This is a genomic window from Mycobacterium spongiae (genome assembly GCF_018278905.1).
Lineage (GTDB): Bacteria > Actinomycetota > Actinomycetes > Mycobacteriales > Mycobacteriaceae > Mycobacterium > Mycobacterium spongiae.
In genome coordinates, this window is sequence record NZ_CP046600.1 from 3,000,345 (window position 1) to 3,021,977 (window position 21,633).

Annotated in this window: 8 protein-coding genes and 1 pseudogene; 5 read left to right on the forward strand and 4 right to left on the reverse strand. The window is 64.7% G+C overall.

The features are described 5' to 3' along the window. Positions 1-86: 86 nt before the first annotated feature. Both F6B93_RS12270 and F6B93_RS12275 read right to left on the reverse strand, forming a co-directional pair. Positions 87-9,563: a PPE family protein gene (locus tag F6B93_RS12270; protein ID WP_211695346.1), complete on the reverse strand. Its 9,477-nt coding sequence runs from the start codon at positions 9,561-9,563 to the stop codon at positions 87-89. 71 nt (positions 9,564-9,634) lie between these two features. Continuing rightward, positions 9,635-11,407 (reverse strand): PE family protein, encoded by a 1,773-nt coding sequence (locus tag F6B93_RS12275; RefSeq protein WP_211695347.1) that lies wholly within the window; start codon positions 11,405-11,407, stop codon positions 9,635-9,637. Positions 11,408-11,859: 452 nt separating this feature from the next. Between F6B93_RS12275 and F6B93_RS12280 the strand changes: the two genes are divergently transcribed. Continuing rightward, positions 11,860-14,433, forward strand: coding sequence for a PE family protein (locus F6B93_RS12280; RefSeq protein ID WP_211695348.1), 2,574 nt, complete (start codon positions 11,860-11,862; stop codon positions 14,431-14,433). A 16-nt stretch (positions 14,434-14,449) separates the two neighbouring features. On the opposite strand, the gene F6B93_RS12285 is transcribed toward F6B93_RS12280, so the two are convergent. Further along, positions 14,450-15,475: a methyltransferase gene (locus F6B93_RS12285; protein ID WP_211695349.1), complete on the reverse strand. Its 1,026-nt coding sequence runs from the start codon at positions 15,473-15,475 to the stop codon at positions 14,450-14,452. A gap of 426 nt (positions 15,476-15,901) precedes the next feature. On the opposite strand from F6B93_RS12285, the gene F6B93_RS12290 reads away from it, so the two are divergent. The 4 genes and pseudogenes from F6B93_RS12290 to F6B93_RS12305 form a co-directional block, all read left to right on the forward strand. After that, the gene (locus F6B93_RS12290; protein WP_211695350.1) at positions 15,902-17,332 is read left to right on the forward strand and encodes a PE family protein; all 1,431 of its coding nucleotides are present in this window, start codon (positions 15,902-15,904) and stop codon (positions 17,330-17,332) included. Between the two features lie 173 nt (positions 17,333-17,505). Continuing rightward, positions 17,506-17,952 (forward strand): cellulose-binding domain-containing protein, encoded by a 447-nt coding sequence (locus F6B93_RS12295; protein WP_211699447.1) that lies wholly within the window; start codon positions 17,506-17,508, stop codon positions 17,950-17,952. Between the two features lie 411 nt (positions 17,953-18,363). Further along, the gene (locus F6B93_RS12300; RefSeq protein WP_211695351.1) at positions 18,364-19,761 is read left to right on the forward strand and encodes a wax ester/triacylglycerol synthase domain-containing protein; all 1,398 of its coding nucleotides are present in this window, start codon (positions 18,364-18,366) and stop codon (positions 19,759-19,761) included. A gap of 41 nt (positions 19,762-19,802) precedes the next feature. Continuing rightward, positions 19,803-20,396 (forward strand): annotated as a pseudogene (locus F6B93_RS12305) (phosphatase PAP2 family protein); the annotation flags it as partial. Positions 20,397-20,688: 292 nt separating this feature from the next. Here the strand turns inward: F6B93_RS12305 and F6B93_RS12310 are convergent. Beyond that, a complete protein-coding gene (locus F6B93_RS12310; RefSeq protein ID WP_211695353.1) occupies positions 20,689-21,597 on the reverse strand; it encodes an LLM class flavin-dependent oxidoreductase in 909 nt (302 codons plus the stop codon). Positions 21,598-21,633 lie beyond the last annotated feature (36 nt).

Sequence of the window (21,633 nt, forward strand, 5' to 3'; positions counted from 1 at the left end):
CTCCGCCTCGCGCGGAGCCGGTGGCGAGCAACCAGGCCGCTGGCACCGAGACACGGCAACCCACGGACCCACTAGCCGGTGCCGCGCTACTCCCGAAGGAAGCCTGAAACGAACGCCGGCGTCGCGAGGCCCAGCGCACCAGCGTTCAACCATCCCGAAATGGTGTTGCCCACGTTCGCCGCGCCCGAGACCAGCGCGCCGACGTTGAGCAGGCCCGAGAGGTTGGCACCGGAGTTGAAGAAACCCGATGCGCCGCCGTCGCCGACGTTGAAAAAGCCCGATGAGGGGCCGCCGGTGAAATTGAAGAAGCCTGGGGCTACCGGAATGCCCAACAGCGGCAGGCCGATGAGGCCCTGGCCATCGCTGCTCGAGAAGAAGCCGTTGGTGAAGCTGCCGGAGATGAATGCTCCGGTATCGAAGTCGCCGGTATTGGCCACACCGGTGTTGAAGTTGCCCGCGTTGAAATAGCCGGTGTTGGTGCTGCCAGCGTTGAGGCTGCCCGTGTTGAAGTTGCCAACGTTGAGACTGCCCGTATTGACATTGCCAGGGTTGAAGAAGCCCGTGTTCGCGATGCCGGCGTTCCCGATGCCGAAGTTGCCGGTACCGGAGTTGAAAAAGCCGATGTTGCCGCTGCCGGAGTTGAAGAAGCCGATGTTGCCGCTGCCCGAGTTGAACAAGCCGAGGTTATTGCTACCGGAGTTCAGCGAGCCGAACCCGATCTGGCCGTTGCCGGTGAGCCCGAAGCCGATGTTGTTGTCGCCAGTGTTGCCGAAGCCGAAGTTGTTGGTGCCGGTGTTGGCGAAACCGATGTTGTAGCTGCCCGCGTTGGCAAAACCGATGTTGTCGCTGCCTGCGTTGGCGAAACCGATGTTGTAGCTATCCAGGTTCGCGAAGCCGATGTTGAAGATTCCGTTGTTGGCGACGCCGATGTTGTTGCCGCCGACGTTCACGCCGCCGATGTTGAGGCTGCCGATGTTTCCGAGGCCGAGGTTGAAGTCGCCGATGTTCGCGCCACCCAGGTTGAAGCCGCCGAGGTTTGCGCTGCCGAAGTTGAGGCTGCCCTGGTTCGCCAACCCGAAGTTGAGGGTCACGTTGCCCACGGTGTCGAGGAACAAGCCGGCGATGTTGGTGCCGATGTTTCCGATGCCTGCGTTGAAGGCCGGCGTCGCAAGGTCCAGCGTGCTCGCGTTGGAGAAGCCCGAGATGGTGTTGCCCACGTTCGCCAGACCGGACTGCAGCGCGCCGACGTTGAGAAGTCCCGAGATCCCCGAGCCCCCGGCGTTGAGGAAGCCCGAAATCCCGGCACCGACGTTGCCGAAGCCAGAGCTGCCGGCACCGAAGTTTCCGAAACCCGACGCCGCGCCACTGCCGGTGTTGAAGAATCCCGACGACGGGCCGCTGGTCGAGTTTCCGAATCCCGGGGTTCCCCCGATATCGAATCCGATGGTGACCGGGCCGAATCCGCCCGTGCCCGCCATCGCAATGTTTTGCGCGACAAGTATGTCGATGGGCGTGACTTGATTGATGTCAATCGTGATGGGGCCGACGTTTTCATCGACAATAGGTGTCAGGAAGAATTTGATTTTCACCTGGAATGCGGGAATGGTGAAACTATCCGGCGTGCTGAGGGCCACGATGCCGGTGATGGGTATGTTTATCGGGATGCTCAGGTCGTACTCATAGGGGATCGTTGGAATCGTCGCCGAGTACGAGAAGCCGACGAGGCCCTGGTTGTCGCCCCTCCAGAAGAACCCGTTACTCATGTTGCCGGAGATGAAGGCTCCCGTGTTGATATCGCCGGTGTTGGCCACCCCGGTGTTGTAGTCCCCGGTGTTGAGGTAGCCGGTGTTGGAGCTGCCGGTGTTGAGGCTGCCGGTATTGGAGCTGCCGGTGTTGAAGTTGCCTGTGTTGAAGCTGCCCGGGTTGAAGCTGCCGGTGTTGAAGCTGCCCGCGTTGCCGACGCCGGTGTTGAGGTCGCCGGGGTTGAACAAGCCCGTGTTGAAGCTGCCCGAGTTTCCAAAGCCCCAGTTGCCGGTGCCCGAGTTGGCGATGCCGAAGTTGCCGGTGCCGGAGTTGAAAAAGCCGATGTTGCCGCTGCCGGAGTTGAACAAGCCGATGTTATTGCTGCCCGAATTCAGGCCCAGGTCGATCCCCACCTGGCCGCTGCCGGTGAGCCCGAACCCGATGTTGTTGTTACCGGTGTTGGCAAAGCCGATGTTGTTGCTGCCGGTGTTGGCGAAGCCGATGTTGTAGTCGCCCGCATTTCCGAAACCCAAATTATCGCTGCCCAGATTCCCGAACCCGACGTTGTAGCTACCCAGGTTGCCCAAGCCGATATCGAAGATTCCGACGTTCCCGCCGCCAAGATTGTTGCTGCCCAGGTTCGCCAGGCCAACGTTCAGGGTCGAGGTGGCCGCGCCGCGTAGCAAGCCGGTGATGTTGGTGCCGATGTTGGCAATACCGGAGCTCAACGCTGGTGTGGCGAGGTCGGCTGTGCTGGTGCCGTAGAAACCTGAGATGGTGTTGCCCACATTGGCCAGGCCCGATCCCAGCGCTCCGACGTTGAGGAAGCCCGAAATTCCTGCCGCTCCGGAAGCGATATTCCACAAGCCCGAAGCGCCGCCGCCGAAGTTGCCGAAACCCGAGGCGCTACCTGGACCGGTGTTGAAGAATCCCGACGACGGGCCGCTGGTCGAATTTCCGAAACCCGGCACCCCCGGAATGTCGATGAACGGGATCCTGATCGGGCCGAGTCCGGCCTGGGCGCTGACATCGATGGCCGTCGTTGGCCCGCCGATAGTGATGTCGAGCGTGGGAACGCTCAGCACGAAGGACGGAACAATGATGGGACCGACAGGTGGATCGGTATGGACAAAGAAGCCGAACGCGTCCAGCGTGAAATCGATTGCAGGAATGGTGAATTCGTCTACCACGAGGTCGGTGACGCTGCCGGTGATCGGTATGTCGATGGGGATAGTGACGTCCAACCGCGCGGGAACCTCCGGAATGGTGATCCCGATGTCGACGCCGATCAGGCCTTGGTTGTCGCCCCGCCAGAAGAAGCCGCTACTCGTGTTGCCGGAGATGAACGCGCCAGTGTTGATACTGCCGGTGTTGGCCAGGCCGGTGTTGTAGTGGCCGGCGTTGAAATAGCCGGTGTTGTAGCTGCCCGAGTTGAGGCCGCCGGTGTTGAAGTCGCCGGTGTTGAAACTTCCGGTGTTGCCGACACCGATATTGCCGACGCCGGTGTTGAGGTCGCCGGGGTTGAACAAGCCCGTGTTGGCGCTGCCGGCGTTCCCGATGCCGAAGTTGCCGAAACCGGAGTTTGCGAAGCCCCAGTTGCCGGTGCCCGAGTTGCCGATGCCGACGTTGCCGATGCCCGAGTTGAAGAACCCGATGTTGCCGCTGCCCGAATTGAACAAACCGAGGTTGTCGATACCCGTATTCAGGGCGAGGTCGAATCCGACCTGACCGTTGCCGGTGAGCCCGAACCCGATGTTGTTGTCGCCGGTGTTGCCAAACCCGATGTTGTTGCTACCTGTGTTGGCAAAGCCGATGTTGTAGTCGCCCGCATTCCCGAAGCCCCAGTTGTCGCTGCCCAGATTCCCGAACCCGATGTTGTAGCCACCCAGGTTCCCCAGGCCGATATCGAAGGACCCGATGTTTGCGCCGCCGATGTTGTTGCTGCCCAGGTTCGCCAGACCTACGTTCAGGGTTGAGGTAATCGCGCCGCGGAGCAGTCCGGTGATATTGGTGCCGACGTTGGCGACACCGGAGTTCAAGGCTGGCGTGGCGAGGTCGGCGGTGCTGGTGCCGAAAAGGCCCGAGATGGTGTTGCCCACGTTGGCCACGCCCGATCCGAGCGCGCCGACGTTGAGCAGGCCCGAAACGCCGGAGGTTCCAGCGGCGAGGTTCCACATGCCCGAGCTGCCGCCGCCGAAGTTGCCGAAGCCCGAAGCGCTGCCGGGGCCGGTGTTGAAAAAGCCCGACGACGGACCGCTCGTCGAATTCCCGAAACCCGGGGCCGCCGGGATCTCGAGGAGCGGGATCCTGATGGGGCCGAGCCCGGCGTTAACGGTGATGTTGATCGCCGTCGTCGGTCCGCCCACGGTGATTGCCGCCGTGGGCAGGGTGATATTGATGTCCGGAATGATGATGGGGGTGAACCTGACCTCGGTGTCGGGCGGAGTGGTGATCCGAAAGCCCTCGAGACTGATATCCCCGCCGGCCAGGTTGATCGGTATGTGTATCGGGATGTCCACGCCGAAGCTCAGGTCGATTTCGGGAACCGTGAGCGCCACATCCAGGCCAAACAGGCCCTGGTAGTCACCCTGCCACAGGAAACCGTTGCTGTAGTTGCCGGAGATGAGGGCGCCGGTGTTGATATTGCCCGCGTTGGCCACGCCGGTGTTGTAGTCGCCCACGTTGAGGTAGCCGGTATTGAAGGTGCCGGCGTTCAAACTGCCCGTGTTGAAACTGCCGATATTGAAACTGCCGGTGTTGAAGCTGCCCGGGTTGAAGCTGCCGGTGTTGAGGTCGCCGGCGTTGAACAGGCCCGTGTTGGTGCTGCCGGAGTTGGCGATGCCGAAGTTGCCGGTGCCGGAGTTGAAGAAGCCGACGTTGCCGCTGCCCGAGTTGAACAAGCCGATGTTGTTGCTGCCGGAGTTCAGGCTGCCGAACCCGACCTGGCCGTTGCCGGTGAGCCCGATGCCGATGTTGTTGTCGCCGGTGTTGGCAAAGCCGATGTTGAAGTTGCCCGCGTTGGCGAAGCCCAGGTTGTCGCCGCCGGAGTTGGCAAAGCCGGTGTTGTAGTCGCCCAGGTTTGAGAATCCGATGTTGTCGCTACCGAAGTTTCCGAAGCCGATGTTGTAGCTGCCGAGGTTTGAATAACCAAGATTGAAGATTCCGCTGTTTGCGGCGCCGAAGTTGTTGGCGCCAACGTTTCCGATGCCCACGTTGAGATCGCCGACGTTGCCCAAGCCGAGGTTGACGGCGGTGGCAGCCGTACTGTCACGCAGCCAACCGGCGATGTCGGTGCCGATGTTTCCGACGCCCGAGATGACGGCAGGCGTGCCGAGGTTTGCCGTGCTCACATTGAGGACACCCGAGACGATGGTGCCCAGGTTTGCCAGGCCCGAGATTGCCGAGCTTTGCAGGGCGACGTTCAACAAGCCGGAGCTGTTGGCGCCGAAGTTGCCGAAGCCGGAGGTGCTGCCGATACCCGTGTTGAAGAAGCCCGAAGAGGGGTTGGCGGTGAAGTTCCCAAATCCCGGGGCCGCCGGGATGCCGATCAGTGGGATCCTGATGGAACCCCCGGCAGTGATATCGATCGCGGTATCCGCCCCCCCAATTGCGACCGTCGCCGTGGGACCGAGAATCGTGATCGCCGGGACGGAAATGGGGCCGAGGTGAGCGCGCAGGAGGCCGAACGTCAAGAGGATATCGTCGGTTTCCGGAATCGTGAAGGGCACGAGGGCGATGCTGCCGGTTGTAAGGGTGATTGGAATGTCGAGGGGAACATTCACGTTCAGGCTCACCGGAAGGGGTATGTCGATCGCGGCATCCAGGCCGATCAGGCCCTGGTAGTCACCGGTCGAAAAGATGCCGTTGCTATAGCTGCCGGAGATGAAAGCGCCGGTGCCAACGTCACCGGTATTTGCCAAGCCGGTGTTGTAGTTACCCGGGTTGAAGTAGCCCGTGTTGAAGCTGCCCGGGTTCAAGCCGCCCGTGTTGGTGTTGCCGGTGTTCAGGCTGCCGGTGTTGGTGTTGCCCGGGTTGAGGCTGCCCGTGTTGAGGTCGCCGGGGTTGAACAAACCCGTATTGATGTTGCCGGCGTTTCCGATGCCGAAGTTGCCCGTGCCGGAGTTTCCGATGCCGAAATTCCCGGTGCCCGAGTTGAAGAAGCCGACGTTGCCGCTGCCGGAGTTGAACAAGCCGATGTTGTTGCTGCCGGAGTTGAAGCTGCCGAACCCGACCTGGCCGTCGCCGGTGAGGCCAATGCCAATATTGCCGCTCCCGGTATTGGCGAAACCAAGATTGCTGTTGCCGGCGTTGGCAAAGCCGATATTGATGCTACCCGCGTTGCTGAAGCCCAGGTTGTCGCCGCCCAAGTTGCCGAATCCGACGTTGTAGTCGCCCAGGTTTCCGAATCCGATGTTGTCGCTGCCGAGATTTCCGAATCCGATGTTGTAGCTGCCCAGGTTTGACAAGCCAATATTGAAGATTCCGGTGTTTGTGCCGCCGATGTTGTTGCTGCCGACGTTTGCAATGCCGAAGTTGACGCTGCCGAGGTTTGCGTGGCCCACGTTGTAGTCGCCGAGGTTTGTGTTGCCGATGTTGAAGCTGCCGAGGTTTGCCAAACCCAGGTTGAACAGTGAGTTGCGCGCACTGCCGGTGAGCACCGCGGTGATGCTGGTGCCGACGTTGCCGATACCGGCGTTGAAGGCCGGTGTGGTGAAGTCTGACGTACTCGCGTTGAGGAAGCCCGAGACGCTGTTGCCCACGTTGGCCAGGCCTGATCCCAAAGCAGCGACGTTGAGTAACCCCGAAACGCCCGAGGTTGCTGGCGCGATGTTCCACCAGCCCGAACTGCCGCCGCCGACGTTGCCGAATCCCGAGGCGCTGCCAGGGCCGGCGTTGAAGAAACCTGATGACGGGCCGTTGGTCGAGTTCCAAAATCCTGGGGTGCCCGGGATATCGATAATGGGGATGCTGATGGGGCCGAAGGCGGCGGTGGTGGCGATAGTGATCGCGGTGGTTGGTCCGCCCACACTGATTGCTGGCGTGGGAAGATTAACGCGTATGGCCGGGATGTTGATGTTTTCGGCCGTCAACAACAGGTTGTTGGGGGGTATAAACACCTCGACTTGGGTGTCCGGCACAGCCAGCCCACTGTAAATGATGTCGGTGAAGCTGATGGTGATTGGTATGTCGATCGGGATATTCACGTCGATCTGCGCGATGGGGATTTCGGGAATCGTGACCCCGATCGCCACGTCGATCAGGCCTTGGTTGTCGCCTCTCCAGAAGATGCCGTTACTGGTGTTGCCGGAGATGAAGGCGCCCGTGTTGATATTGCCGGTGTTGGCTATGCCGGTGTTGTGGTCGCCGGCGTTGAGATAGCCGGTGTTGTAGCCACCCGAGTTAAAGCTGCCGGTGTTGACGTTGCCGGTGTTGAAGTTGCCGGTGTTGCCGACGCCGATGTTGCCGACGCCGGTGTTGAGGTCGCCGGGGTTGAACAATCCGGTGTTGGTACTGCCGGCATTCCCGATGCCGAAGTTGCCGGCACCGGAGTTTCCGAAGCCCCAGTTCCGCTCGCCGGAGTTGGCGATGCCGAAGTTTCCGGAGCCGGAGTTGAAGAAACCGACGTTGCCGCTGCCGGAGTTGAACAAGCCGATGTTGTTGCTGCCCGTATTCAGGGCGAGGTCGAACCCGACCTGACCGTTGCCGGTGAGCCCGAACCCGATGTTGTTGGCGCCGGTGTTGGCAAAGCCGATGTTGTTGCTGCCGGTGTTGGCAAAGCCAGTGTTGTAGTCGCCGGCATTCCCGAAGCCCCAATTGTCGCTGCCCAGATTCCCGAAGCCGATGTTGTAGCTGCCCAGGTTCCCCAAGCCGATATCGAAGATTCCGACGTTGCCGAAGCCGACGTTGTTACTTCCGACGTTGGCCAGGCCCAGGTCCAGGGTTGTCGGCACGCTGCCGCGCAACAAGCCGGTGATGTTGGTGCCGACGTTCGCGACACCGGAGGTCAGCGCCGGCGTGGCAAGGTCGGCGGTGCTCGTACTGAGGAACCCGGAGATGGTGTTGCCCACGTTGGCCACACCCGATCCCAGCGCCCCGACGTTGAGCAAGCCCGAGATTCCCGCGCCACCCGGGGCAATATTCCAGAATCCCGAACTGCCGCCACCGAAGTTGCCGAAACCCGACGCGCTGCCCGGGCCGCTGTTGAAGAAGCCCGACGACGGGCCGGTGGTCGAATTTCCGAAACCCGGGGCAGGCGCAATTTCGATGATGGGGATCCTGACGCCCCCCACCATGCCGGTGGCAGTGATATCGATGGCGGTAGTTGGCCCACCCACGTTGATGGTCACCGTCGGAAGAGTGAGCGTGGCCGCTGGGATGATGACAGGACCAACGAGCACAATGAAACCGACGAGATCGAAGTAAACAAAGCCCGGAATGGTCATCACGCTTCCGGGCATGACCATTACTTCATTGATCGGCATGCTGAGCAATTGAGCGTCTATAGGGATAGCGGGAATATTGATCGCGATATCGGCGCCGATGAGGCCCTGGCTGTCGCCCACCCAGAACAAACCGTTGCTCATGTTGCCGGAGATGAAAGCGCCGGTGTTGATATTGCCCGTGTTGGCCACGCCGGTGTTGTAATCACCCGCGTTGAGATAGCCGGTGTTGGTGTCGCCGGTATTGAAGCTACCGGTGTTGAAGCTGCCCGCGTTGAAGTTGCCGGTGTTGTAACTGCCCGGGTTGAAGCTGCCGGTGTTGAGGTCGCCGGTGTTGAACAAGCCGGTGTTGGTGCTACCCGTGTTTCCGATGCCGAAGTTACCGGTGCCGGAGTTTCCGATGCCGAAGTTGCCGGTGCCCGAGTTGAAGAAGCCGACGTTGCCGCTGCCCGAGTTGAACAAGCCGATGTTGTTGCTGCCGGAGTTGAAGCTGCCGAACCCGACCTGGCCGTCGCCGGTCAGCCCGATGCCGATATTGTTGCTGCCGGTGTTGGCGAAGCCGATATTGTTACTGCCGACGTTCGCAAATCCGAGGTTGAAATTGCCCGCGTTGGCGAAGCCGGTGTTCTCGTTGCCGAGGTTTCCGGGGCCAATGTTGTAGCTGCCCAAGTTTCCCAAGCCGACGTTGAAGAATCCGGTGTTTCCGCTTCCGACGTTGTTGCCGCCGACGTTTCCGTTGCCCACGTTCAAGCTGCCAACGTTGCCGAACCCCAGGTTGAAGCCGGCTGCGCCCAGCGTGCCGATGATCGTCGCTTGCACGCTGGGAGAACCCGCCGCGCTGGGTACCGGGCCTGGTAGGCCCGGCAGCCCCCGGGTGAACGGCGTCAAGGCCGAGGCGACCGCCGATGCTCCGGCGAGATAGCCCGCCATCGCGGCCACATCCTGGGCCCACATTTCCTCGTAGCTGCCCTCCGTAGCAGCGATCGCTGGAGCATTGAGGCCCAGCAGATTCGTGGTCACCAACGCCACCAGCCGGGCGCGGTTGGCCGCTACCACCGCCGGCGGTACCGTCGCCGACCGCGCCGCCTCGAACGCGGCCGCCGCTACCCGCGCCTGGCTCGCCGCTTGCTCAGCCTGGGTTGCTGTTGCACCCAACCAACCCAGATAGGGCGCGGCCGCACGCGCCATCGCCACCGCTGCCCGGCCCTGCCAGAACCCATCGACGAGCCGGGCGGTCACCGACGAAAACGCTGCCGCCGCCAAACCCAACTCGGTGGCCAACCCGTCCCAGGCTGTCGCGGCCGCGAACATCGGCCCGGAGCCCGCGCCGAGAAACATCCGCGCAGAATTGACTTCCGGCGCCAACACGGCGAAATTCATCCGTCATTCCCGTCCGTGAGCTGACCGGCCTCCCGATCGGCACAGCTCGCGCATCACTCCTGTCACCGCGTCTAGTTGCCATCCACACCGGCGGCGCCGGTGTCTCCCTTGGCGCCGGTAGCACCGGTGGCGCCGTCGGCGCCGTTGACGCCCCCGCTACCGCCGGCCCCGCCGGCCCCGCCGGCGCCGCCGTCGCCGCCCTCGCCGCCGTCGGCGCCCTGGCCAACCGATCCGCCTCCGCCGGCACCGGCGTTTCCGCCGTTGCCGCCAGCTCCGCCGGTGCCGCCGGCCCCGCCTTCACCGCCGGCCCCGCCGGCGCCGCCGGCCCCGAACTGGCCGATCCGGCCGCGTCCGCCGCCATCGCCGCCGGCGCCGCCGGCCCCGGCTGCGGCGCCGTCCCCACCGCGGGCACCAACCCGGCCGTCGCCGCCGTCGCCGGCGTCAGCGTTGGCGTTGGAGCCGGTACCGCCGTTGCCGCCGGTGCCGCCCGCGCCGCCGGTCGCGCCCGCACCGCCGGTGCCGCCGACCCCGCCGGCACCGCCGTCACCGCCGTTGCCGATCCACAGCCCACCGTGACCCCCGTCACCACCGCGACCGCCGGTGCCGGCCGTGCCGGTGGCGCTGACGCCGGCACCGCCGTCGCCGCCGCGGCCGCCGTCGCCGCCGTCAACGGTGCCGAGGAGGGCGCCGTCACCACCGTGACCGCCGGGACCGCCGGCCGCGCCAACACCTCCGCGGCCGCCCCTGTTGCCGTCACCGGCTGCGCCGGTCGGACCCTGTGCGTCGCCACCGTTGCCGCCCGCGCCGCCGGGCGCGCCAGCACCGCCGTTGCCGCCAGTACCGCCCCTGCCGCCGTTGGCTTCGCCGGACTGGGAGATGGCGGAGCCGCCATCGCCGCCGTTACCGCCGGGCGCGCCCGTTCCCCCATTGCCACCGCCGCCGCCATCGCCGCCGTTGCCGTCTTGGGCGATGCCGGCGGCGGAACCGCGGCCGCCGTCGCCGCCCGTGCCGCCGGCCTGCCCGGCGGCCGAGCCGTTGTCGCCCCCACCGCCAGAGCTGCCGTTGGCGCCGCCATCGGAACCGTTGCCGCCGCGGTCCGCCGGGGGCACCGGGGTGGCCGGGGTCGGGTTAACGGCGTCCGTACCAGCCGCCCCGGTACCGCCGGCCCCGCCGTTGCCGCCGTCGCCGAACCATCCCGCGTTGCCGCCGTGGCCGCCGTCGCCGGCGAGACCGCCGTTGATGCCGGCTACGCCGACGCCGCCGGCGCCGCCGTTGCCGCCGAAGCCGAACAACCAGCCGGCGGTACCGCCGGCGCCGCCGTGGCCGCCGGCCCCGCCGTCACCGCCGTTGCCGCCGTTACCGAAGAGCCCGCCGGCCCCGCCGTTCCCGCCGTTCTGGCCGAACCCGCCGGATCCGCCGTTGCCGCCGTTACCGAATATCAGCCCGCCATCGCCGCCGTTTTGGCCGGTGCCGGCCAGTCCGTTGGCGCCGTTGCCGATCAGCGGACGCCCGAACAACGCTTGGGCGGGTGCATTGACCGCGGCCAGCATGTCCGATCCGGCGTTGGTGGCTTCTGCGGCACTATAAGCGCCTGCATTGCCGGTCAACGTCTGCACGAATTGGTCGTGAAACTGCGTCACTTGGGCGCTGAGCGCCTGATACTCCTGGGCGTACCCGGAAAACAGTCCGGCGAGCGCTACCGACACCTCGTCGGCGGCCGCCGCCATCACCCCACTGGTCGGAAGCGCAGCTGCGGCGTTCGCCGACCTAATGAGAGCACCGATGTTGGCCAAATCACCGGCCGCTGCCACCACCATCTGCGGTTGTGTAATCACGTACGACATAGCCGACCTCCCGGCGACAGAATTATTCAGAGACACCAGCCGCAGGACGACCGCGGCACGCCGTAATGGCGATGTAACGGGGAAGCATACGGTATATTGGACGCGTGTACAATAGCTGAATCAGTCGGACAACGCGGCGGTTTAAATGCGGTGAGACACGAAAGTGCCTGTGCCGCAATAACACTAGCGGACCACTCAGGGAATTGGTATGGCTAGAGAAACTCCACAGATGATCGGCATCGCGGCAATCAGGCGGCCGCAGCGATGCCGGACCGGGATGCAACGGCGTGGACATGGGAACCGAAATCACTTCCACGCCAACCAATTACGCCAACTCGCCCAACTGTTAACGAACATTTTGCCTAAAGATTTACTGGTGTTGGCTCGATGGATCACGCCGCCATCACCAGAGGGGATCGATCGGAAAGCCGGGGGCCTAGTGGAGGTGCGAAATGACAATGTTGGGTGTGGCGCCGGAGGCCTTGGCGGCAGCGGCTAACGAGTTGGCGAGTCTGGGCTCGTCCGTAGGTACGGCGAATGCGGCAGCGGCCGCATCAACGACCGAAATCCTGGCGGCGGCCCAAGATGAGGTGTCAGCGGCGATCGCGGCATTGTTTTCCGCGCATGGTCAGGCCTATCAGCAACTCGGTGGGCAGGTGGGGTTGTTTCATGACCAGTTTGTGCGGGCACTGAGCGCCGCCGGCGGAGCGTACGCGAGTGCGGAAGCGACCAACACGGGACCGTTGCAACAGCTCCTGAGTGCGGTGAATGCGCAAAGCGTGGCGTTGACCGGGCGTCCCTTGATCGGAAACGGTGCAAACGCGGCACCCGGCAGCGGGGCCAATGGCGGTGATGGTGGCTGGCTGCTTGGCAATGGCGGGGCCGGCGGGTCGGGGGCGGCCGGACTCAATGGTGGCAACGGCGGGGCGGCGGGGTTGTTCGGGACCGGTGGTGCTGGCGGAGCGGGGGGCAACGTGGCTGCCGGCAACGCTGGGGCCGGCGGGGCCGGCGGGGCCGGGGGCTGGTTGTGGGGTGACGCCGGGGCAGGTGGTGCCGGCGGAAACTCGGGCAATGGTGATGGTGGGGCTGGTGGCCTCGGTGGGGCCGGGGGTTGGTTCGGTGGCGGCGGATTCGGCGGAGGCGGGGGAGCTTCAATCATGGGCGGTACCGGTGGCGCTGGTGGGAGCGGTGGAGCTGGGGGGCTGATGTCCGGGCTGGTCGGTGCTGGCGGTGGCGACGGCGGAACAGGTGGCGTGGGAATCGACAACGGCAACGGTGGTGCCGGTGGCGCTGGGGGTAATGCCGGGCTATTCGGCGGCCGGGGTGGGGCCGGCGGCGACGGCGGAACCGGCGCTGTCGACGGGGGAGCCGGTGGTGCTGGCGGTAACGCCAGCGGGCTGTTCGGTGCCGGCGGGGCCGGCGGTAGCGGCGGCAACGGCACGACTGCAGGTGACGGCGGCGCCGGGGGTAACGCCGGGCTTCTGTTTGCCGATGGCGGGGTTGGCGGCGAAGGGGGCAGAGGCGCGGCCGGCGGGACTGGCGGGACCGGCGGAGACGGCGGTAATGGCGGGCTAGCGTTCTCCAACGGCGGCGTCGGGGGACGTGGTGGATTCGCCGATGGCGGCGGGGACGGTGGCGTCGGAGGGACTGGCGGCACCGCCGGCCTGCTGCTGGGCAATGGCGGTGCGGGCGGCGCTGGCGGCGAAGGCCTCGCATCAACCGGTGGCGCCGGCGGTACCGGCGGCAACGCGGTGTGGATTGGCAACGGCGGCAATGCCGGCGTAGGCGGGGTCGGCGCCACGACAGGGACCACGGGCCTTGGGGGGATCAGCGGACTGTTGCTGGGGCTGGACGGTTTCAATGCACCGGCGAGCACCTCACTGCTGCACACCCTCCAACAACAAGCGCTGGGTGCCATTAACGCGCCGATCGAGGCCGTTACTGGGCGCCCGCTCATCGGCAATGGCTTACCCGGAGCCGCCGGCAGCGGCGCAGACGGCGCTCCCGGCGGCTGGCTGTTCGGCGATGGCGGGGCCGGCGGCGCCGGCGCGGCGGGCACCGGTACCAACGCCGGAGCCGGCGGCGCGGCCGGGTTGTGGGGCACCGGTGGGACCGGCGGGGCCGGTGGGAGCTCAATAGTTGCCGACGGCGGAGCCGGCGGGGCCGGTGGGGCCGGTGGCTGGCTGTTCGGTACCGGCGGGATGGGCGGCACCGGCGGGCTGACAGACACGCCAGGCGGAGTTGCTGGTGCCGGCGGGGCCGGGGGCGCTGGCGGGCTGCTGGGTGCGGGCGGACACGGCGGATTCGGGGGCACGCTACTGGGTGGTGGCATCGGTGGGAACGGTGGTGCCGGTGGTGCCGGCGGTTTGCTCGGCGGGCTGGTCGGCGCTGGTGGCGGTGACGGCGGTAGCGGCGGCAGCGGTGCCTTTGCTGGCGACGGTGGAGCCGGTGGTAGCGGCGGGCTGCTCGGCGGCTCGGGCGGGACCGGCGGGACCGGCGGAGTGGGCAACAACTCGGGTGCCGGCGGAGCCGGCGGCAGCGCCGGAACGCTATTCGGCAACGGCGGGGCCGGCGGGGGCGGCGGGTTCGGCAATGTCACGGGGGCCGGTGGAGCCGGAGGTAGCGCCGGACTGCTGTTCGGCGGCGGCGGAGCCGGCGGCCCCGGCGGCACCGGCGGTTCTAACCCCGGCGCCGGCGGGGCCGGCGGGGCCGCAGGCTGGCTCGGCTTCGGCGGCGCCGGCGGAGTCGGCGGGTCAACGAGCCCCGGGTTTAACGGGTCCGGTGGGGCCGGCGGCACCGGTGGCGCCGGCGGACAGCTGTGGGGTAGCGGCGGTGCTGGCGGCGCCGGCGGCGAGGGCGAAACTGCCGGCGGGGACGGCGGCAACGGCGGCGGCGCCGTGCTGATCGGCACTGGTGGCAACGGCGGCAACGGCGGCATCGGCGCCCCGAACGGCAACCCCGGCACCGGCGGCACCGGCGGGCTGCTACTCGGCCAAGACGGGCTCAATGGGCTGACTAACCCCTAACCACCCGAGCGCCGCTTCAGGCACGTACGCCTTCGACGATGGAGAGGTGTGTCGACGTAGGAATCACATCGGTCAGTCTGAGTCCCGCAGCCGCAAAGAGCTTCTCGAACTGCGCTCTCGTCCGCTCGCGCCCACCGGGGACGAGCAGCATTTCGATGTCGAGGTACTTGCCGATATGAGGCTCGTTTCCCTCCGGAAGAACGCAGTCGACCACGAGCACCTTGCCGTCCGGCCGCATTGACTCTGCGCAGTTGCGCAGAATCGTCGTCGCCTTCTCGTCGTCCCAGTCGTGGATGATGTATTTCATCATGTAGCCATCGGCGTGCACCGGAACCGCATCGAAGAAGCTGCCGCCGTGCACGCTGACTCGATCTCGCACACCAGCTTCCTCGAACGTGGCCTCGGCACCTGCGACAACTTCGGGAAGATCCAGGAGAACACCGCGGATACGGGGAACATTCTTGAGGACTTCGGAGAGCAACAGCCCGCGACCACCGCCCAGGTCGGCGAGGGTCCCAAACCCGGAGAACGGGTACGCCGCGACGATCGCGCGAGCCTCGCGACGAGAGGCCGCCGTCATAGCGTTGTTGACCACAGGGAAGAAGTCGGCGTCGGTCGTGAAGTAGTCGAAGAGCTCAGCACCGTGGGCATGTTTGAAGGCACTCTGTCCAGTACGCACGCTGTGCATGATGTCCGCGTAGGCACCGTTGTGAACCGGATGCCCAAAGAAGATCGCGAAGTCCCGGAGCGAGTTCGACGAGGCCGCCGCCAACGGCTCTGCCAGCGCAGTCAACCCGAACCACCCGGGCTTCGACTCCGCGAACACTCCACAACTCGCCAAAGTGCGCAACACCCGGTACAGGGAGCTCTCGTCGACGTTGAGCTCGCCGGCCAGTGCCGGCACCGGGCGCTCACCGTCCTTGAGGCGGTCCGCAATCCCGAGTTGGGCGGCTACCCCCAGGCACTGGGTGATCACCTTCGACAGGATCAGGCCAAAGAGCTCTTGTGCCCCATCGGATTCGCTTGGATTCTCGTTCTTCATGATTCCTCCGTTGCGGCAGGGATTATGCGGGCACTGAGAGGGTTGCTACCTCTAGGCACGTCGATAGTTTGGTACGCATCGCTCCCGCTGCATAGGCCCGGTTGAGAGGGAGTGGCCGGCTAGGGACCGCGCTGTCGTATCTCATCACCGCTCCGGGCCTGCTGACCACGATCCCGACTACGAGATGATCCGCACGCAGTGCGGGCGACAAACCGAGCCCTTGTTTCGACATGATTCGACCAGCTAATAACTGCGTGCTCCGTTGGTGCACAAGCCTTCTCCAATTCCGGGCCAAATTCCGTTGCACACGCAGGCAGCGACTTGCCTGCGCTCCAAATTTCGAATCGCCAACCAGCTCGGGTCAAATCTGGCTACCATTTCGTCGCAACACTTGGCTTGTCGTCCTACCCGGAGATGAGAACGGCCATGTCGTCATACGTCATCGCAGCATCTGACGCCCTCGCCGCGGCGGCGCGGGACTTGACCGGGATTGCGGAGGCGATCAAACGGGCCGCCGCCGCGGCGGCGCCCTCGACGACGGCGATCGTCGCGGCGGCAGGCGATGAGGTATCGGCGGCCATCGCGAATCTTATGGGCAACTACGCCCAAGAGTTTCAGACGCTCACCGCGCAGACGACGCTGTTTCATACCGAGTTCGCCCGCGCGCTGAGCACGGCCGGGGCCGCCTATGCGGCCGCCGAGGCTGCGAATGCCTCGCCACTGCGGACGCTCTTGCAACACGTGGAGAGCCTCGGGGTTTTGGCTCCCATCGAGCGACTGATCAGGCGGCCGTTGTTCGGTAGCGGTGCCACCGGCCCGACTCAGCTGAGCACGCTACTCGGCACAGCTACCAACGAAGCGGGCCTGGGCGGGGCGATGAACTACGGCGCCACCGAGGCGCTGGCCGCCGCGCCCACCAACGAAGTGACCAGTGTCCGGGCTGGGCTGTCATTCCTGCGCATTCCGATTGGTCCAACCTCTTTCTTCGGACTTCCGGTTGGTTTCGAGATTCCCGCACCCGCACTGTGGTACTTCCCGACCCTGGCTGACGGTTCGGTGAACGCTACCGGCACCATCTATCTGCAACACGGCTTCGGGTCGATAGGTTGGTTCTACGAACCGCTCGCTGTCGAACTGGCACAGCAGACCAATAGCGTGGTTGTCGTTCCCACCGTTCCGTCGGTTCCGTTGCCATTCGGGGCCTGGATACGCGGCTTGGAAATGCAGCAGGGCGTGGGCTCGCTGTTTTTGGGAGACCAGACGGCGCTCAACGTCAGCGCGCACCATGCCGGTTATCAGGGCACGCTGCCCACCGATTTTGTCTTGGCTGGACACTCCGCCGGCGGTGGCCTGGCCACGATTGCCGGAGGACATTACCTAGCGAATCTCGGGGCGAGCACCAACCACCTCCAGGGCGTGGTCATGTTCGACGGGGTCGCAAGGAATTCCGCGGCTTTTGCGGCTGCGGTAGCCAACCTGCAGGCGGCCAGCACCCCGCTCTACGCGGTCGTCGCCCCGCCCCAGCAGTTCAACATGTTCGGGGCCACCACCAATCAACTGGTCAGTCTGTATCCGGGGCAGTTCGTCGGGGTTGAGATTGTCGGGGGCTCGCACGTCGACGCGATGCTGAGCGACAATCGCCTCGTCGGCTTTGCCGCGCAGCTGTTGACCGGGTTCTCCCCACCCGGCGCCACCGAGGCCGTGTACACCCTAGCCTCGGGCTGGATCAATGACATGTACGCCGGAGCAGGCCCGGCCAACCCGATCTTCGGCGTCTATGGGCCAACCGGCGGCTACCTGCCTCCCGGCGGCCAGCTGATCACTTTGGGTCAGGCCACCGGGATCATCCTCCCGTAGTCGATCAACGCGGCGGCACTGCCGACTATTCGCAAGCAGTGGTGGCCGAGACCGCTCGTTGGGCCGTGTTCGATCGAGGCCAAATTTCACAACGGTCTCGGTTGAGCAAAGTTACTGCAGCTTAGCCGCGAGGGGACGGCGAAATCTTCTGTTTGGCTTTAGTGTTGGCTACCATGGCCGGACTAAAAAATCGCGTGGAGCGTTGGCGCACTGCGCTTCACGTCACCGTGCCGGCATCGATAGTTGCCATGATGGTTACCATCCTCGGACTTACCATCACGCCCGTAGCTCATGCGGCGGCGGCTAGGGCGACGTTATCGGTCTCATCGACGTGGCAGACCGGTTTCATCGCGCACTTCACCGTCACCAACTCGAGCGCGGTGCCGCTCAGTGATTGGAAGCTCGAATTCGACATGCCGGTGGGACAATCCATCTCGCACGCGTGGAGCAGCACCCTTACCCGATCTGGCACCCACTATGTTCTCACCGGCGCGAACTGGAACCGTGTCATTGCACCCTTCGGTTCAACCACAGCTGGTTTCAGAGGCGTACTGAGCGGTACCTACACGCCACCGTCGAATTGTGTTCTCAACGGGCGGTATCCGTGCACCGTCGCCTAGAGCCGGCTGGGCGCTGAAGCTCGACTCTGGGCCGAGGCTAGTCCTCAGACGGCCGATAGATTGACCCCACCTGGGACACCACGCCGCCTGCGGGGCCGGGGTTAGGGCGATCGTGTCGCCACACAAGCATTTGAACCTCGCTGGTGTGACGACTCGAATCAGCGAGCGTCAATCAGGCTCCACCGTCCACACCACTCCTGCACTGCGGAGCAACCGTGCCAACTCCTCGACGTGAGCCGCGGCAACGTCGGAGACCCCCACAACGACTGGACCACAACGACGGGACCATCTCACGGGCTAGTTGCCGAGCGGCAGTCGTCGGCCTACCGTATCGCTGGCCATTGCCGCCTAAAACTTTTAGCTGACCACCGGGGCAACGGATGCTTCTGAATCGTCAGAAAGGAGCATAGTTTGCCTGCGAGTAGCGACACTTTCGACTATCTCAGCCCGAAAGACACTTATTTCGTGCGGAATGGCGGGACCACTGGAAATCAGATTCTTGCTGTCTGCCTCTTCGAGCCGCCCGGTGATGCTGGCGGCTCGACGGTTGACCGCGTCCGAGAGCGTGTCCAGCAGCGCGTTTCCAGAATTCCTCGCCTTCTGCAGCGCGTAGTCATCACTCCGTTCCGCTTGGCTCCGCCGGCTTGGTTCGATACAGAGACGTTTGATATGGATTACCACGTAGAGGGGACACGTGTCTGCGGTGGTGAGCTACCAGAGCTGTTGAACGTAGCTATGGAGGCGCTGAAACCCCTCGATCTGGCGCAACCGCCGTGGAAGGTCTACGTCGTCGAAGGTCTCGATAACGGCATGTGGGGCTGCGTTATTCAGGCCCATCACGCTTTGGGTGACGGGAACGCATGTCTCGTGCTCTTGAGCGCCGCACTATTCGACCTCGACTTCGAAACTCCGCTAGAAATCTCCGAGCCCAAGACTTTCGTGCCGTCGCAGCTCACGCTCATCCGGCGAGGTCTGAGATGGCAAGGTCGAAACATCATGAGTAAGTGCACCAACGCGTTCGAGGTGGTGAGCTCGTCTGAGCGCCGGAACTCATCGTCGAACGACCTGCGACGCCTAGCGAAGCTCGCGTGGAGTGAAGTCCGGAATCCCTACAGGCCGGCGGCAATCAACGACTGCCCGGGTGGAGGGCGGGTTTGCCGAGCGGTATTGCGGCCGCTTGACGAACTCCGAACAATCGCGCGAGACGTTCCCGGAGCGACGGTGAACACCGTGTTCCTGTCGGCCGTGGCCCAGTGCCTAGAACGGGCACTGGCGGCAGAAGGGATGCCGCTGGAGTCTCCACTCAGGATGGGGGTGCCCAAGCGCCTACGGAGCGACACTGAAGGAGTACTCGTCGAATCCGCCACGCGAACCGGAGATTTGGTGATACGCCCGCCACTGGCGAAGACTAATTCCTACGAGCTTATCGGCATCGTCACGGAGAATCTGCGTAGTGCGCTAGAACACGATGAACCTGCGGCCCGTGCGATGCTCGGCAAGGGAGGCGCCGGCGCGATCGGTCCGATGAGGTGGAATCTCACCGCAACCTTGGTTTATGGTCCGCCAGCGAACCTGTATGGCTTGGGTGGGCGAGTAAAACGCATCTTGAGTTCGGCACTCCCCGGCGGTGAGAAAGCCTTGGCGGTGGCAGCCTTTGTATACGACGGCACCGTATCAATTCTGGTCGTTGCAGATCAGACGCTGGCCGGAATTGTGGACCATATGTGCGCTGGCATGGATTCGTGGTTCGGCGAGCTCGCGAACGCTGCCCGCTGCGCACACGCAGCGGAATCCGGGCGGTCCACATAACCGGCGTTAGCAATTCATGTAGTCCGCTTGGAGCTTAGCGAATGAATCGGCGCCGATGGCGGTCTGCGCACGACGTTAACCAGATTATGGTGCGCCTGAGCGCTATTGATCGCGAAGTGTTCGAGGCAATCGCCGCGACCACCACGCCGCTGTTCGACACGGTCATGCCGCCGCTGACTCGAGCAGCTGACCATTCCAAGCTGTGGTTCGCCATCGCTGCCGCCTTGCTCACTTCGAGAAATCGGAATGCGCAACGCGGGGCGATACGCGGCCTCGTGACGCTCGGGGCCGCAAGCTTGTTCACCGACCAGGTCGCCAAGCGGATTCGTCGGCGGTCACGTCCGCCCAACCATATGGTCCCCATGACCAGACGTGTCCCTCACCCCACCTCCAATTCACTACCGTCTGGACATTCCGCCAATGCTGCCGCATTCGCCGCCGGTGTGGGATTGGAAAATCCGGCGCTAGGCTTTCTACTGGGGCTGCTGGCCAGCCTGGTGGGAGTCTCGCGCGTGGTCACCGGTGTGCACTACCCCAGCGATGTTCTTGCCGGATTCGGTACCGGAGCGGTAATCGGCTTGTTGTGCGGTCGACTCGCCTGGCCTATTGTCGATGGCCCGTCTGCCGAAAGCGAGACTTCGCCGAATCAAGACATTCGAAAGGCGCCATAGGCATGACCCCCCGTTTGGTGGACGCAGGTTCAGGCGGCTTGTGCGGTGTGATTGAACCGGACTGTCGCCCAGCAGGATCCGACCGCAGCGCTGCCCCCGCACTAGCCGTTGTCAGACCGTTTGGTCGGCATGATTCGTCTCCTGCATATTGTCAACGATTGGGCGACTAGGCGGGACAGCTCGCCCTTCGTGTGCGCAATTTCTACAACAACGGGGGAAAAGAAGTACGTCTAGTTCTCGACTCCCGTGAGGTCGCTCAGACCAGCGGAGCCAGTGCTTCAGCTAGTGCGTCGAAGGCATCGCGGCGCTGATCGCTCGGTATGGCGCGGTCGGGGAAAATCACCTCGTCAACACCCTCGTCGCGCCAGACCGCGACCGCGTCGGCGATGCGGTCTGGGCTTCCGTGCAGTACCGGCCGCCACGGCTCCCGATCGGCCCGCGCCACGGCGCGCGCTTCCTGTTCGGGGGTCGTGGTGACGATGGTCAGCGCCTGGGTGGATCGCGCGACGGTCTCCGGATCGCGGCCCACCTGGTCGCACGCCGCGTCCAGCTTCTCCGTCATGGCCCGGAAACTGCCTGGGGACGACCAGTTGTTCCATTGCGAGGCGTGCCGGGCTACTAGACGCAGCATGCGCGGCCCGGAGCCCCCAATCAGCAGCGGGAGCGGCGACTGTACAGGCTTGGGGTCGCACGGTGCATCGTCGAGCCGGTAGTGGCGTCCGTGCATAGTCGTCCGTGACCTGGCCAGCAGGGCGGTGATGACATCGAGGCCCTCGGAGAAGCGGTCCACCCGCTGTCGAGGTGTGCCGAACTCAAGCCCATAGTGTTCGTGCTCGTTGACCTGTGCTCCGGTGCCAAGGCCCAGCGTCAGGCGGCCGTTGCTGGCGTGGTCGACGGTGGCAGCCCAGTTGGCCAGAACTGCAGGATGACGATACGTCATTGCCAACACCAGGGTCCCTAACCGGACCCTTGAGGTGGCACCCGCGAGCGCCGCCACCGTGGCGGTGGCCTCCAGCATCCCGGTCTCACCGCCGAGGTAGTCGGCGCTGGCCACGAAATGGTCTGCTACGTAGACGCAGTGCCAGAAACCCGCGTCGGCTTGCTGAGCCTGGTTGAGCAGTCCTGACCACGGTTGGCCGGTGTCCAGCCAGACTGAAAAGCGCATGGTCGAAAGATGGTAGCGCGGTATGGCCACTCGGCA

Excerpts from the sequence above, each read along its gene's own strand:
- F6B93_RS12270 (WP_211695346.1), bottom strand. The coding sequence starts at position 9,563 with ATGAATTTCGCCGTGTTGGCGCCGGAAGTCAATTCTGCGCGGATGTTT.
- F6B93_RS12295 (WP_211699447.1), top strand. The coding sequence starts at position 17,506 with ATGGCCGGACTAAAAAATCGCGTGGAGCGTTGGCGCACTGCGCTTCAC.
- F6B93_RS12280 (WP_211695348.1), top strand. The coding sequence starts at position 11,860 with ATGACAATGTTGGGTGTGGCGCCGGAGGCCTTGGCGGCAGCGGCTAAC.
- F6B93_RS12285 (WP_211695349.1), bottom strand. The coding sequence starts at position 15,475 with ATGAAGAACGAGAATCCAAGCGAATCCGATGGGGCACAAGAGCTCTTT.
- F6B93_RS12310 (WP_211695353.1), bottom strand. The coding sequence starts at position 21,597 with ATGCGCTTTTCAGTCTGGCTGGACACCGGCCAACCGTGGTCAGGACTG.
- F6B93_RS12275 (WP_211695347.1), bottom strand. The coding sequence starts at position 11,407 with ATGTCGTACGTGATTACACAACCGCAGATGGTGGTGGCAGCGGCCGGT.
- F6B93_RS12290 (WP_211695350.1), top strand. The coding sequence starts at position 15,902 with ATGTCGTCATACGTCATCGCAGCATCTGACGCCCTCGCCGCGGCGGCG.